The sequence below is a fragment of the Paenibacillus sp. FSL R5-0928 genome (genome assembly GCF_037970385.1).
In the GTDB taxonomy this organism is placed as follows: Bacteria; Bacillota; Bacilli; order Paenibacillales; family Paenibacillaceae; genus Paenibacillus_AQ; species Paenibacillus_AQ odorifer.
Window position 1 is genome coordinate 6,534,241 of the sequence record NZ_CP150225.1, and the last position, 15,147, is coordinate 6,549,387.

The 15,147-nt window shown below is 46.8% G+C and carries 9 protein-coding genes, 1 tRNA gene and 3 rRNA genes; 1 reads left to right on the forward strand and 12 read right to left on the reverse strand.

The features are described 5' to 3' along the window. Positions 1–22: 22 nt before the first annotated feature. The 8 genes from MKZ16_RS29795 to MKZ16_RS29830 form a co-directional block, all read right to left on the reverse strand. Positions 23–1,087, reverse strand: a complete 1,065-nt coding sequence (locus tag MKZ16_RS29795; RefSeq protein ID WP_036680469.1) for a protein arginine kinase — start codon at positions 1,085–1,087, stop codon at positions 23–25. A gap of 28 nt (positions 1,088–1,115) precedes the next feature. After that, positions 1,116–1,640: a UvrB/UvrC motif-containing protein gene (locus MKZ16_RS29800; RefSeq protein ID WP_036680467.1), complete on the reverse strand. Its 525-nt coding sequence runs from the start codon at positions 1,638–1,640 to the stop codon at positions 1,116–1,118. A 30-nt stretch (positions 1,641–1,670) separates the two neighbouring features. Then, complete coding sequence (locus MKZ16_RS29805; protein WP_036680465.1) at positions 1,671–2,132, reverse strand: CtsR family transcriptional regulator; 462 nt, start codon at positions 2,130–2,132, stop codon at positions 1,671–1,673. A 294-nt stretch (positions 2,133–2,426) separates the two neighbouring features. Further along, positions 2,427–3,599 (reverse strand): GNAT family N-acetyltransferase, encoded by a 1,173-nt coding sequence (locus MKZ16_RS29810; protein WP_076105941.1) that lies wholly within the window; start codon positions 3,597–3,599, stop codon positions 2,427–2,429. Positions 3,600–4,020: 421 nt separating this feature from the next. Beyond that, positions 4,021–4,137, reverse strand: a 5S ribosomal RNA gene (gene rrf, locus MKZ16_RS29815). Between the two features lie 129 nt (positions 4,138–4,266). Continuing rightward, a 23S ribosomal RNA gene (locus MKZ16_RS29820) occupies positions 4,267–7,193 on the reverse strand. 142 nt (positions 7,194–7,335) lie between these two features. Further along, positions 7,336–7,411 (reverse strand) — tRNA-Ala (locus MKZ16_RS29825). A gap of 101 nt (positions 7,412–7,512) precedes the next feature. After that, positions 7,513–9,070: ribosomal RNA gene (locus MKZ16_RS29830) — 16S ribosomal RNA — on the reverse strand. The 16S, 23S and 5S rRNA genes sit together here with 1 tRNA gene alongside, the layout of an rRNA operon. A gap of 406 nt (positions 9,071–9,476) precedes the next feature. On the opposite strand from MKZ16_RS29830, the gene MKZ16_RS29835 reads away from it, so the two are divergent. After that, a complete protein-coding gene (locus MKZ16_RS29835; RefSeq protein WP_036678676.1) occupies positions 9,477–10,733 on the forward strand; it encodes an MFS transporter in 1,257 nt (418 codons plus the stop codon). A gap of 4 nt (positions 10,734–10,737) precedes the next feature. Here MKZ16_RS29835 and MKZ16_RS29840 read toward each other — a convergent pair whose 3' ends face one another. From MKZ16_RS29840 to MKZ16_RS29855, 4 genes are all read right to left on the reverse strand, one after another. Beyond that, positions 10,738–12,597: a PBP1A family penicillin-binding protein gene (locus MKZ16_RS29840; protein ID WP_076107108.1), complete on the reverse strand. Its 1,860-nt coding sequence runs from the start codon at positions 12,595–12,597 to the stop codon at positions 10,738–10,740. After that, positions 12,594–13,178, reverse strand: coding sequence for a HAMP domain-containing protein (locus MKZ16_RS29845; protein WP_076107107.1), 585 nt, complete (start codon positions 13,176–13,178; stop codon positions 12,594–12,596). Before MKZ16_RS29845 ends, MKZ16_RS29840 begins: the two co-directional genes overlap by 4 nt. Before the next feature lie 62 nt (positions 13,179–13,240). Then, entirely contained in the window at positions 13,241–14,353 is a 1,113-nt protein-coding gene (locus MKZ16_RS29850) for a HAMP domain-containing sensor histidine kinase (protein ID WP_036678670.1), read from the reverse strand. Between the two features lie 19 nt (positions 14,354–14,372). Further along, on the reverse strand, positions 14,373–15,080 hold the full coding sequence (locus MKZ16_RS29855) for a response regulator transcription factor (protein WP_036678667.1): 708 nt from the start codon (positions 15,078–15,080) through the stop codon (positions 14,373–14,375). Positions 15,081–15,147: the final 67 nt, after the last annotated feature.

The window sequence follows — 15,147 nt, forward strand, 5'->3', positions numbered from 1 at the left end:
CCATGAATAATAAATATCTATATTAATGTTGTGTTCCCAGTGTTTCTCGGAGCAGTTTCGCCCGATACATATCCCGTTCAGTAGCGTTCATCTCGTCACCGAACATTTTTTGCAGAAATCCTGGCTGTGTCTTAACGTTAAGCTCATTAAGCACGGAAATCGAAGGGCCTTCCAGTATGCCAAGGTCGACCCCAAGTCTCACATCAGACAGCCGTTGTGCGGATTCTTTAAGCTCCATTAGAGCTGCATAACACAAAATCCCATAAGATCTTTTCACTCGGTCTGTAATTCTTAAAGCGGAATCTACCAGCAGCCTTTCACGGGCATTTCGTTCATGCTCTATAATCTGGGTGACTACACTGTGAAGGTTCTCGATGATTTCACTTTCCGTTTGACCGAGAGTAATCTGATTGGAAATTTGAAAGATGTTCCCTACTGCTTCGCTGCCCTCACCATAAATTCCTCTTACAGTCAATCCCACTTGATTCACTGCTGACAATATGCGATTGATCTGTTGGGTCATTACTAGTGCTGGCAAATGCAGCATTACTGAGGCACGCAGCCCTGTACCCACATTGGTGGGACAACTGGTCAAGTATCCTCTTTTATCATCAAAAGCGTAATTAACAGCTGATTCGAAGATATCATCGATGGCTGTCGCACGTTCCCATGCTTCTCTTACCTGAAGACCCGGGAACAGACATTGGATCCGCAGATGGTCTTCTTCGTTAATCATGATGCTGACCGACTCATCTTCATTTAATATCACAGCTGCGCCACGTGAATCATTAGCCAGATTAGGACTGATGAGATGTTTCTCGACCAATACCTTTTTGTCCAGTTCATTCACTTCAGCAAGCTTTATCAGTTGAAAAGATCCGAATTCGGCAGCAGTTTCCCCATGAAACACAGGGGCCAGCAGCTCTAATACTTCTTCCGATTGCTCTAAGGAAGCAAGCATAGGGAATGGAAGATGCTCTAAGTTACGTGCAATACGCATACGGCTGCTAATTACAATCTCGGAGTGACTGCCTCCCGAGCGCATCCAATCACTAAGCGCTTGTTCAGTAAATCGGAGACTTGACATGTCATATCCCCCCTATATATCAAAGACTTTACTCTTGTGCCATTTCTTTTTCAAGTTGGCGAATTTGATCCCGCAGCTCTGCCGCAGTTTCGAATTCCTCCTGTGCGATACTTTGCTGTAATTCCAGCTTCAATTCATCAATTTGCCGTTTGAACACAATCTGTGCTCCAGCACGTTTGGGAATCTTGCCTACATGCGAAGTGCTGCCATGCACCCGTTTAAAGAGCGGGTCCAGTGCACTGTTAAAATATTTATAACAGGAGCTGCAGCCAAAACGACCCAATTTGCTAAACTGCGAGTACGTCATCCCACAATTCTCACATTGCAGACTCTGCGTAGTCTTCGTAGCAGCCGTCTTTTCCTTACCGGCCCCTTCAAGATCAAGCAGACCGGACAGCAAGCTGTGAATGGAGAATCCTCCAGCAGTTCCCGGGATCAGTTCACCCTTCTCCCGCGCACAGCTCTCGCAGATATGAAATTCTGTCTTCTCTCCATTCACGATCTTGGTGAAATGGAGTGTTGCTGGCTTGACGCCACATTCCTGACATTGCATAAGCGAAAGCCCCTCCCTTATGATTGACAATTATTTGCCTAACAAAGAGATTAACATCGCCTTCATAATCTTGGCCCGAATCTCATCCCGATATGGAATCTTAACCGTTAGGCAATCCCGAGAAACAGCAGCGCGCATAAGACACGCCTCACGCTTGCTTAGAAAACCAGCTTCCTCCAGTTGATAAATCAACCCTTCGGCAGCGTTCTGATCTATCCCGCCACCTATAGTATGGTTTAAATGGGCATGCAGTGCCACGTTGGGCGGCAATTCAAAACGTTGAATACGAATATATCCCCCGCCACCACGCTTACTTTCCACCACATAGCCTTTTTCCAGTGTAAAGCGTGTACTAATAACATAATTGATCTGTGACGGTACGCATGAGAACTGGTCCGCCAGGTCATTTCGCTGGATTTCCACCGTACCTTCGGGACTTTCATGCAAAATATTCTTCAGATATTGTTCAATAATATCAGAGATATTGCGCATCACTCATCCTCCAGTGCTCTTTAAAGCTTCATAATATCGCTTGCGGCCCGCATCCTTAATGACATTCATTAGTGAACTTCATTCATATAAGTCTGAAGAAAACTTCACGAATTCAGAGGATCGCACTGTATGTCATCAGGTGCGTTGACTTTGACTTTCTTTGACTTTTTAATATTATAACATATTCTGTGCTAATTCCAAGAGGATTCTCTTATTTTTCACTTTTTTCAGCGAATGTATTCGGAAATAAAGAACTCTCCCAGCATCTTTCGAAGGGGAGAGCCTAATTATTTTCTAAAAATGATCAAAAAGTGCGGTTTCAGCTTGCGGTATGATTTCTTCGAGCCATTCCAGAGCCGTCGGATTACCAGTCACACGTCCATAACGAGCCAGCTCTGCTGGGCTTTTATATCCAAACATTAGAATCGTCAGCGTACCAATATCACAGCTTAAGTCAGCTGCATCCCGTTCACCCTCTATACGCAAGAAAGCTGCTGCTCCCTCTTCGGAGACCGTCCATTCCCACAACCCGTCATTCCATGGTGCATATTTATCTTCAATATAGATAACCTGTTTCTTCTGACTGCTGTGACGCTTAAAAGAATAACTCTCCACAAATACTTTAGCATTCACAATACGCGCCATAAAATAAGGATAGTTCTCCTGCTCTATACGCGGATCAGGCAGCAAAAAGGGTAACATATCATCGGATGGCACCAGTTTTAGCGATGCACCGGTCACCATTGAATCGTGATTCGCAAGAAATGTCCACAGCCCCTGCCGGGCCTGTTCGTTCAAAAACACAAATTCATCAATGACCAGTTCTCTATTTTCTATCTTATATAATACGTATCCTTCAGGTTCCCCAAGCTGTGAATAAAATACCGCAGTCTGACCTTCATCATCCAGAACAGAGTTCTCCCACCAGTCCAAATCACGCTTAAGTGTTCCGTTATATCTAACTGCAAAACGATTGTATAAGTTGTCCAATACTACGATATCTTTAACACCGCGTCTTACCTTGCCCTCAACTTCAACCTTCTTGGGAAACTTGGCAACAGGAATGGAGTATTTCTTATATTCACAATAAACTTCCCAACCAAATTTGCGATAAAAGGGGATCAAGAACGGATGCAGAAAAGATAATGTCTGCCCCGCCTCATTCATCGTTTGCAGCGTATGCGCTAGGAGCTTTGCCACATGTCCCTGTCTGCGATTCTCTGGCCATGTCGCTACCCCAGCGAGCCCTCCCATAGGTACTAATCTACCTTGTATGTACACTTGGAATGGAAGAAGAGTAAGTTTGGCTTCCAAAGTACCTTCTTCAAAAGCACCCCATACGCGTTCTGCTTTAAATCTTTCCTTAGCATTAGCCCTTTTCTCACTGGGCAGCTTGTATTGAAAAGCATATTCAGATAAATCCATGCTTAGATTAAACTCTTCTGAGTGCAACTGTCTGATATCCACAAAACTCACCTCACCATTTATGAATTTACTTTTATGGTTAGTATAACAAGAGAGTGTATTGTGTGCGAATTATAAGGATATTTTTCGAACTTTTTTTAGTTATCCACAGCTTTAAGCAGTTTCAAAAATAGTCTTGTAATCTTGTCCTATTCAAGTTAAAATAATTATCCACTTATCAATCCCTCTATCCACATAAATCCGACTATATCCACAGCAACCCGTGTATTACTTAGGTTTTCTGTTGACAGATCTACATAAATATGTACTTAATCCACACCATTCGGTGATTTTTTGCCTTTTAATCATCTATCCACATGTGCGTAAGTTTTCTGCAAATTCCAATGAATTATCCACAAGTTTTCCACAATCTATAATAGACGCAAAAAAGCCACTGTCGAGTTATCAACAGTGGTCTATTTGTGCTTGGCAACGTCCTACTCTCCCAGGACCCTTCGGTCCAAGTACCATCGGCGCTGGAGGGCTTAACGGTCGTGTTCGGGATGGGTACGCGTGGAACCCCTCCGCTATCGCCACCAAACATGCGTCTGTGAAACAGACGCTGCCGCGTGAAATTCGGTTCATCACCAGAAGTGACAATGAATTTCTAAGCGTGTTACAGGCTTAATCGCCTGAAAACTGAATCCGAAACGAATCTGCATTCTAAGTATAGGATAAGCCCTCGACCGATTAGTATTGGTCAGCTCCATGCATTGCTGCACTTCCACCTCCAACCTATCTACCTCGTCGTCTTCAAGGGGTCTTACTAATTGGGAAATCTCATCTTGAGGGGGGCTTCACGCTTAGATGCTTTCAGCGCTTATCCCGTCCGTACGTAGCTACCCAGCCATGCTCCTGGCGGAACAACTGGTGCACCAGCGGTACGTCCATCCCGGTCCTCTCGTACTAAGGACAGCTCCTCTCAAATTTCCTGCGCCCACGACAGATAGGGACCGAACTGTCTCACGACGTTCTGAACCCAGCTCGCGTACCGCTTTAATGGGCGAACAGCCCAACCCTTGGGACCTACTTCAGCCCCAGGATGCGATGAGCCGACATCGAGGTGCCAAACCTCCCCGTCGATGTGGACTCTTGGGGGAGATAAGCCTGTTATCCCCAGGGTAGCTTTTATCCGTTGAGCGATGGCCCTTCCATGCGGTACCACCGGATCACTAAGTCCGACTTTCGTCCCTGCTCGACTTGTAGGTCTCGCAGTCAAGCTCCCTTATGCCTTTGCACTCTGCGAATGATTTCCAACCATTCTGAGGGAACCTTGGAACGCCTCCGTTACTCTTTAGGAGGCGACCGCCCCAGTCAAACTGCCCGCCTGACACGGTCCCCGTACCCGATAAGGGTACTAGGTTAGAACCTAGATACGATCAGGGTGGTATCCCAACGGCGCCTCCACCGAAGCTTGCGCTCCGATTTCTACGGCTCCCACCTATCCTGTACAGATCGTACCCAAATTCAATATCAAGCTGCAGTAAAGCTCCATGGGGTCTTTCCGTCTTGTCGCGGGTAACCTGCATCTTCACAGGTATTAAAATTTCACCGGATCTCTCGTTGAGACAGCGCCCAAGTCGTTACGCCATTCGTGCGGGTCAGAATTTACCTGACAAGGAATTTCGCTACCTTAGGACCGTTATAGTTACGGCCGCCGTTTACTGGGGCTTCGGTTCATAGCTTCGGGTTACCCCTAACCACTCCCCTTAACCTTCCAGCACCGGGCAGGCGTCAGCCCGTATACTTCGCCTTGCGGCTTCGCACAGACCTGTGTTTTTGCTAAACAGTCGCTTGGGCCTTTTCACTGCGGCCCCCTCGTGCTATTCACACTACCGGGGCACCCCTTCTCCCGAAGTTACGGGGTCATTTTGCCGAGTTCCTTAACGAGAGTTCTTCCGCGCGCCTTAGAATTCTCTTCTCGCCTACCTGTGTCGGTTTGCGGTACGGGCACCTTCTCCTGGCTAGAGGCTTTTCTTGGCAGTGTGAGATCATGACCTTCGCTACTATAATTTTCGCTCCCCATCACAGCCCAGCCTTAATGATGTGCGGATTTGCCTACACATCAGCCTCACTGCTTAGACGGACATCCATCAGTCCGCGTCACTACCCTCCTGCGTCACCCCATCGCTCATAGCGGATTACGGTGGTACAGTAATTTCAAACTGTTGTCCTTCGACTACGCCTTTCGGCCTCGCCTTAGGTCCCGACTTACCCTGAGCGGACGAGCCTTCCTCAGGAAACCTTGGGCTTTCGGCGGATCAGATTCTCACTGATCTTTTCGTTACTCATACCGGCATTCTCACTTGTGTAGTGTCCAGCGCTCTTTTCAGTACACCTTCAACCCCTACACAACGCTCCCCTACCCCAGATACATACGTATCTAGCCATAGCTTCGGTGGTGTGTTTAGCCCCGTTACATTTTCGGCGCAGAGTCACTCGACCAGTGAGCTATTACGCACTCTTTCAATGGTGGCTGCTTCTAAGCCAACATCCTGGTTGTCTGTGCAACTCCACATCCTTTCCCACTTAACACACACTTGGGGACCTTAGCTGATGGTCTGGGCTGTTTCCCTTTTGACAATGGATCTTAGCACTCACTGTCTGACTCCCGGCAATAAGTATATGGCATTCGGAGTTTGACTGAGCTTGGTAATCCTTGCGGACCCCGCACCCAATCAGTGCTCTACCTCCACTACTCTTATACCGAGGCTAGCCCTAAAGCTATTTCGGGGAGAACCAGCTATCTCCGAGTTCGATTGGAATTTCTCCGCTACCCCCACCTCATCCCCGCACTTTTCAACGTACGTGGGTTCGGGCCTCCAGTGCGTGTTACCGCACCTTCACCCTGGACAGGGGTAGATCACACGGTTTCGGGTCTACGTCCACATACTCAATCGCCCTATTCAGACTCGCTTTCGCTGCGGCTCCACCTTCTCGGCTTAACCTTGCATGTTAAACGTAACTCGCCGGTTCATTCTACAAAAGGCACGCCATCACCCATAGATCGGGCTCTGACTTTTTGTAAGCACACGGTTTCAGGTTCTATTTCACTCCCCTTCCGGGGTGCTTTTCACCTTTCCCTCACGGTACTGTTTCACTATCGGTCGCCAGGTAGTATTTAGCCTTAGCAGATGGTCCTGCTGGATTCATACGGGGTTTCACGTGCCCCGCACTACTCGGGATCCGTCTCGGAGAGAACACAGTTTAGGTTACAGGGCTTTTACCTCTATCGCGGGCCTTTCCAGACCTCTTCACCTACCATATTCCTTTGTAACTCCATGTGAGACGTCCCACAACCCCTAAGAGCAAGCTCTTAGGTTTAGGCTGTTCCGCGTTCGCTCGCCGCTACTGACGGAATCACTATTGTTTTCTCTTCCTCAGGGTACTTAGATGTTTCAGTTCCCCTGGTCTGCCTCTACACACCCTATGTATTCAGGTATGAGTAACTGCGAATTACCACAGCTGGGTTTCCCCATTCGGACACCCCCGGATCAAAGCTTGCTTACAGCTCCCCGAGGCAGTTTCGTTGTTCGCCACGTCCTTCGTCGGCTCCTGGCGCCTAGGCATCCTCCGTGTGCTCTTATTAGCTTAACCTTGATTCTTCCGAAGAAAAATCTCACTAATAACATTTACTTGTTTGCACAAGTTGCTAAAAGATGTTCTAAAACGCAAATTCGTTTCGGTATCCAGTTTTCAAGGATCAAGTGTATAGACATAACAAATAGATGAAGTTTGTTGGTGGAGCCAAGCGGGATCGAACCGCTGACCTCCTGCTTGCAAGGCAGGCGCTCTCCCAGCTGAGCTATGGCCCCGCAAATTCCATCAAAACCGAACAAATGGATACACGTTAATTAGTTTTGGAAGCTGAGCTTCCGATTTGAATGTCCTCATTGCAGAGAACGATTCTCCATAGAAAGGAGGTGATCCAGCCGCACCTTCCGATACGGCTACCTTGTTACGACTTCACCCCAATCATCTACCCCACCTTCGGCGGCTGGCTCCCTTGCGGGTTACCCCACCGACTTCGGGTGTTGTAAACTCTCGTGGTGTGACGGGCGGTGTGTACAAGACCCGGGAACGTATTCACCGCGGCATGCTGATCCGCGATTACTAGCAATTCCGACTTCATGCAGGCGAGTTGCAGCCTGCAATCCGAACTGAGACCGGCTTTGATGGGATTGGCTCCACCTCGCGGCTTCGCTTCCCGTTGTACCGGCCATTGTAGTACGTGTGTAGCCCAGGTCATAAGGGGCATGATGATTTGACGTCATCCCCACCTTCCTCCGGTTTGTCACCGGCAGTCACTCTAGAGTGCCCAGCATTACCTGCTGGCAACTAAAGTTAAGGGTTGCGCTCGTTGCGGGACTTAACCCAACATCTCACGACACGAGCTGACGACAACCATGCACCACCTGTCTCCTCTGTCCCGAAGGCCGCCACTATCTCTAGTGGATTCAGAGGGATGTCAAGACCTGGTAAGGTTCTTCGCGTTGCTTCGAATTAAACCACATACTCCACTGCTTGTGCGGGTCCCCGTCAATTCCTTTGAGTTTCAGTCTTGCGACCGTACTCCCCAGGCGGAGTGCTTACTGTGTTAACTTCGGCACCAAGGGTATCGAAACCCCTAACACCTAGCACTCATCGTTTACGGCGTGGACTACCAGGGTATCTAATCCTGTTTGCTCCCCACGCTTTCGCGCCTCAGCGTCAGTTACAGCCCAGAAAGTCGCCTTCGCCACTGGTGTTCCTCCACATATCTACGCATTTCACCGCTACACGTGGAATTCCACTTTCCTCTTCTGTACTCAAGCCACCCAGTTTCCAGTGCGACCTCAGGTTGAGCCCAAGGTTTAAACACCAGACTTAAATAGCCGCCTGCGCGCGCTTTACGCCCAATAATTCCGGACAACGCTTGCCCCCTACGTATTACCGCGGCTGCTGGCACGTAGTTAGCCGGGGCTTTCTTCTCAGGTACCGTCACTCCGGTAGCAGTTACTCTACCGGACGTTCTTCCCTGGCAACAGAGCTTTACGATCCGAAAACCTTCATCACTCACGCGGCGTTGCTCCGTCAGGCTTTCGCCCATTGCGGAAGATTCCCTACTGCTGCCTCCCGTAGGAGTCTGGGCCGTGTCTCAGTCCCAGTGTGGCCGTTCACCCTCTCAGGTCGGCTACGCATCGTCGCCTTGGTGGGCCGTTACCCCACCAACTAGCTAATGCGCCGCAGGCCCATCCCTCAGTGACAGATTGCTCCGTCTTTCATTCTTCTCTCAGGAGAAAAAAGAAATTATCCGGTATTAGCTACCGTTTCCGGTAGTTATCCCAGTCTGAAGGGCAGGTTGCCTACGTGTTACTCACCCGTCCGCCGCTAAGTTATTTTGAAAGCAAGCTTTCAAAATAACTCCGCTCGACTTGCATGTATTAGGCACGCCGCCAGCGTTCGTCCTGAGCCAGGATCAAACTCTCCAATTAGTATTGAAAAGAGCGATATGCTCATTTTGAAACTGACGATTCATTAAATGAATCTTTTTTTAAAAATTAACGTGTTCCATTTGTTCAGTTTTCAAAGAACTTGCTCCTGGCATTTCGACATTCAATGTCTCTCGCACAGGAATTAGAGTATATCATGTTTGTTTCTATCTTGTCAACTTATTTTTTCATCGCTTGTGTTTCGTATGTGCGATGCGTCGTAAGCACAAGAGATAATATACCATGCTGTCATTGAGTTTGCAAGCTTTTTTTGAAATAAAAAAATCATTCGTATAAATAACTTCGATACAACACAAATTGATACCATTCATCCATTATTTGTGGCTAAATAGAATTTATCGTATTCGCCAATCTTACCTTCTAACTATCAGTACAGAGAGGAGTCAAAATGAAGACCAAACCTACAGACGCTGCGTCCACGGTAGACAGCAAGGACAAAGAGCAGCGTAATCTGCAGCAGGCAACGATTTATAAAATTTTGTTAGCTGTCAGTTTTGTTCATTTATTTAATGATTCTATACAGGCAGTCATTCCAGCAATCTTCCCTATTCTCAAAGATAATCTACTGCTCTCTTTCGCCCAGATTGGATGGATCTCATTCGCTTTAAATATGACGTCATCAGTAATCCAACCCGTCATCGGATATGCTGCAGACCGTAAACCCCGTCCTATATTATTACCACTAGGTATGTGCAGCACATTTTTAGGTGTACTTCTATTGGCTTATGCCAATAGCTATTTTCTGGTCTTATTCTCGGTTATCCTGATCGGATTCGGTTCAGCCACCTTCCACCCAGAGGGTATGCGTGTTGCTCATATGGCCGCAGGTCAGCGAAAGGGATTGTCGCAATCTATTTTTCAAGTGGGCGGCAATGCTGGACAGTCCCTTGGTCCAATGCTTACGAAATGGGTATTCATCCCCTTTGGCCAGATTGGTGCCCTAGGCTTCACGATCGTCGCGGCTGCCGGAATCGCTGTTCAGACCTATGTAGCTCGCTGGTATAGAGAAATGCTAGATGCCGGTTATACCTTTCATAAAAAATCAACAGCACGAGCAATCGACCCCGCCCGCCGAAAAAGCATACGAACAGCAACGATTATTCTTGTATTCCTAGTCTTTGTTAGGTCTTGGTATGGCGCTTCTATCGGTAGCTACTACGCCTTCTATCTAATGGACAAATATCAAATGACACTGGATAAAGCCCAAATCTATATTTTTATGTATTTGGCTGCTGGCGCAGTGGGTACATTTTTTGGGGGTCCGCTGGCTGACCGTTTTGGACGGCGTAATCTCATCTTACTGTCAATGGTCGGAACCGTCCCCTTTGCGCTTGCTCTACCCTTTGTAGGTCCATTATGGGCGGCTGTATTGCTGCTGATTGGCGGTTTCATACTTCTGTCCAGCTTCTCGGTTACCGTCATTTATGCTCAAATGCTATATCCGGGCAACATTGGCACAGTTTCAGGTCTGATCACGGGACTTGCTTTTGGACTCGGCGGGATCGGCTCATTAGTCCTCGGCAACCTCATTGATAGTATCGGGATTGCTAAAGTGTTCATCGCTTGCGGCTTCCTCCCGCTGCTTGGGTTTCTTGCCTTGCTGCTTCCTAGAGATGAGAAATTAGAAGAATGGGCGGCGCAATAACTTCTCAATGATCACTTAAGGCTTTACTCATTACTGTAGAAAATAGAGCGGCAGCCTTCCCGCTGCCTTCAGTCATATAATTATCCTGATTCGTACGATCAAAACCCATCCATACCGCAGCTGTCCACTCCGAAGTATAGCCTACAAACCAAAGATCCCGATTGGCTTTCTTGCTCACGCCAGCCAAGTCCAATTGGGTCGTACCGGTCTTTCCCGCTACTGGTCTGTTCATCTGCGCTTTTTTCCCTGTTCCTTCATTAACAACATTGCGTAACATAGCCGTCATCGCTTCTGCGGTACGCGGCGAGATTACCTGACGTGATTCAGAGGGATGAGTATACAAGACCTTCCCTTTTGAATCCGTTATGGAGCGCACCATATGAGCCGCATTAAATTTGCCTCCACTAGCAAAGACACTGTAGGCCTGGGCCATTTTTAGTGGAGAAACCCCATTATGAAGCCCCCCCAAAGCTATAGATAAATGATTGTCCTCCTCCGTCAGTACAATTCCTAATTTGGCGGCAAATTGCCGCGCAGAAGAGATTCCAACCTGCTTCAATAGCCATACAGCTGGTGCATTGATGGACTTTTGCAAAGCTGTGTTCATTGTAACCTGACCTTGGTATATACCGTTCAAGTTCTCAGGCTTATAGCTGCCATAAGCAACTTTACGGTCGGACAGCACACTATTCGAGTTGAATTTCCCGCTCTCGAGTGCAGGTCCATAATCAATGATCGGCTTAAAGCTGGAACCAGGCTGACGTGCATCAATAATAGCTCTGTTCAAATTGCCCTCGTTTTGATCTCGCCCACCAATCAACGCCACTACTTCTCCTGTACGATGATCCATTATGGTCATAGCTGCTTCTACCTGCTGATCTTTTCCGTCAGGTGGAAATGAAGCCTCTTTGAGAACGGCCTGCTCAAGTGCCTGCTGTGCTTTGATGTTCAAACCTGTAACTATAGTGTAGCCGCCTGTACGAAGCTCCTCTACGGATTTCCCTGTGATCTGAGCCGCTTCCTTAAGGGCGGCATCCACATAATACACTCCGGCAACCCCATTTTCGACCGCAGCTGGAGGCTGATATTGTTTATTCAGAGCTTCCTGCATTTGCTCATACGTGATTAGTCGCTGATTGAACATCATCTTTAGCACTAGATTTCTTCTCGTTTTGGATAATGCACTATTGTCTACTGGGTTATAAATAGAGGGTCCTTTAGGGATTCCCGCCAGAGTGGCTATTTGCCAGATCTCCAATTTTTTCAGATCAGACACGCCGAAGTAACGCTTCGCTGCTGCTTTTACTCCATATTGTCCCCGCCCCATATAAATCTGATTGAGGTACAGCTGCAAAATCTCACGTTTCGTCAGTCGCTGCTCCAAGGCAAAAGCAATAGAGGTTTCATTTAACTTGCGCAGCATGTTCTTATCTCTGTTCAAATAAAGATTGCGAGCAAGCTGTTGAGTAATACTACTGCCACCTTCTGATAAACTCATGTCCAAGATATTTTTTAAGAAAGCGCGTGATATCCCTTTATAATCGACCCCTTGATGGCTATAAAAACGGCGGTCTTCTACTGTTAAAAAAGTATCTATTAATAAAGCCGGCATCTCCTCAAGCTCTGCTGTAAGCCTATAACCCGAGCTCGGTAGCGGAGTCATTCGTATAACTGTTCCATCTGAAGCTGTGATGAGGCTTGATTCTGGCAATTGCAGCCTATCCTCATGCCGGTTAAGTACGCCCCCCCCATACTGGTATACATAGAACAAAATCAAAAGCGCCAATACCGTACTAATAACACTCACATCAAATAATAGGTACCCTACTCGCAATATCCGGGTGCGTGCATTCCATCTGCTCATGATTCGATAATCAGGTTCTCCAGGAACCGCTCCATACTGCGCACTTCATCATTCGCTGCTGCAAGAAGTGTATGTGCTTCCGCCTCATTCTCTTCAACCTCACGGAGGGTGCGAAGGATCGCCCTAGTCCTTATTAATAAAGCTACTGCTAGTGTGTCCTCTATCCGCTTTGAGCTTGCATCTCTATTTGGAACTTCTATTCTTTGCATTCGATTCAGGTTAGCAGCAATTTCACCTATTTCTCCTCCAGAAAGAACCTTGATGTTCTGAGCGACTCCTTTGTCTGCCAGCTCCGAGGTTCCCACCACTAGCGAGCGCAAATCATCAGCTATTTTCTGTGAACGAAGAACATACAGCCCACCGAAGACTAGAATAAATAGAAGGATGGCACTAGGGGTTTGACCCATATGATTAATAACCCAATGAATAAGCCGGACAAAAAAGGCTTCTGATTGGCCCGAATAATGAGAATACAGCAAAGCGACAGCCCGCTGGACAACAAAAAGAAAGGCAGCACTCAAAAGAGCGCAACCCATAAAAATATATAAATAGCTGATACGAACCGTCCGAAGTTTTGGCATGGTAGTTCCCTCCTTGTGCCACAAGGATAACTTCCAAATCTTAAGAACCCGCCAGAGTTTTCTTAAGATTCTATGAAGAATGGGAAACGGGTAATAAAATCCGTGCGAAGAGATGTACTTTCTACATAAATAACGCCATTGTGGCGTTCGATGATACTTTTGGCAATCGCAAGTCCAAGCCCTGAGCCACCTGTATGCTGTGAACGCGACTTTTCTGCCCGATAGAATCGTTCAAAAATAAAAGGGATATCACTTTCCGCAATCCTGTCTCCAAAGTTGCTAATACGGACCACAGCATCCTTTTCCTTTTTACTGAAACCTATCTCCAATTTTCCGCCGCTTCTGCCGTAACGGATCGCGTTAGTAATCAGATTTTCATAAGCACGTACTAATTCTTTAGGCGAAGCCTCTATCCATAACTCATCAGCAACGTCCTCGATCTCATAGACCATATCCGCCTTTGTTAGTTCAGGAACCGACTCCTCCGCCAGCTGCCGTATGAAAGCCTTCAAATCCAATCTCTGCATAACCAAAGGGTACTCTCCACTATTTACACGTGTGTATTCAAAAAGATCATCGATCAGTTTACGCAGCACCAGGGATTTGTTGTAGGCTATATCCACGTAATACCGTATTTCCGCTTCTTCCTGACATCGATCTTGTTCGATGTATTCCAGAAAACCCAAGACAGAGGTAAGCGGGGTGCGTAAATCATGGGAAACACCTGTGATCAAGTCATTTTTTGCATTTACAGCTTTACGTTCCTCCTCTATGGAGTGCTGCAAACGCTCAGCCATTTCATTAATATTCTCAGCCAGCACACCCAGCTCATCCGTGGTTCTGACTTCAATTCTATGGGACATCCCGGAGCTTGTAATTTCTCGAATCCCTTTCGTGATCTCTTCCAGATACAGCACAACTTTACGAGTGTAGATAAAAAAGAATAATAAAAAGCTGATAATACCCGCTGCTGTCATTAGTGGCATAGAACCAATATGATTAATAATCCAGCGCAGTATGCGTGAATAGGGAGCCGACTCTGAAGCCGGATTTAGATAGATCATAAAGTTGACGAGTTGGTACCCTGCCATGAGCAGTAAAGCGCCCGAAAGCACACTCAGCAAAAAAGCGAACATAAACTTCCAGCGAATCGTCGTTATATATTTAGAATTCAAGAAGCCTCACCTAATCCTTTCAGGAAGGTCCGTCCAATTTATAGCCAACTCCCCAGACGGTTTGTATGTAACGTGGGCGTTTCGAATCGATTTCGATTTTGTCTCGGAGATTACGAATATGTACCATCACTGTGTTACCGCCATCTAGAAAAGGTTCATTCCATACCTTATTGTAAATTTGCTCCAAGCTAAGCACTTGACCTTGGTGTCTCGCCAAAAGCTCTAGAATAGAGAATTCCCGCGGAGTCAGTTTAATCTTCTGCTGGTCTACATACACCTCATGCTTAGACGTATCTATAGTCAGATCCTCAAAGCTTAGTTTGCTGTCGTTTCCCAACGTATTACTATCCTTATTAAATCCGTGATAACGGCGCAGCTGTGATTTTACTCGTGCCACAATCTCCAAGGGATTAAACGGCTTGCCCACGTAGTCATCTGCCCCGAGGCTCAGGCCGGAGATTTTGTCCATATCTGTATTTTTGGCTGATAGTATGATAATTGGCATTTTCCGCTCTTCACGGATTTTCATACATGCAGCTAACCCGTCCATTTTAGGCATCATGACATCAAGAATAATTAGATCAACTTCCTCTTTCTGCAGACATTCCAGCGCTTCCATTCCATCATAAGCCTTTAGCAGTCTATAGCCTTCATTACAGAGATAAATCGTTAACAGTTCTACAATTTCCTTCTCATCATCTACTAACAATATCGTTTCTCTCTTCACAGGAAGGGTTTCCTTTCAAATATAGTAATAAATATCTATAGCCTATATATTAGCAGATCATCCGAAT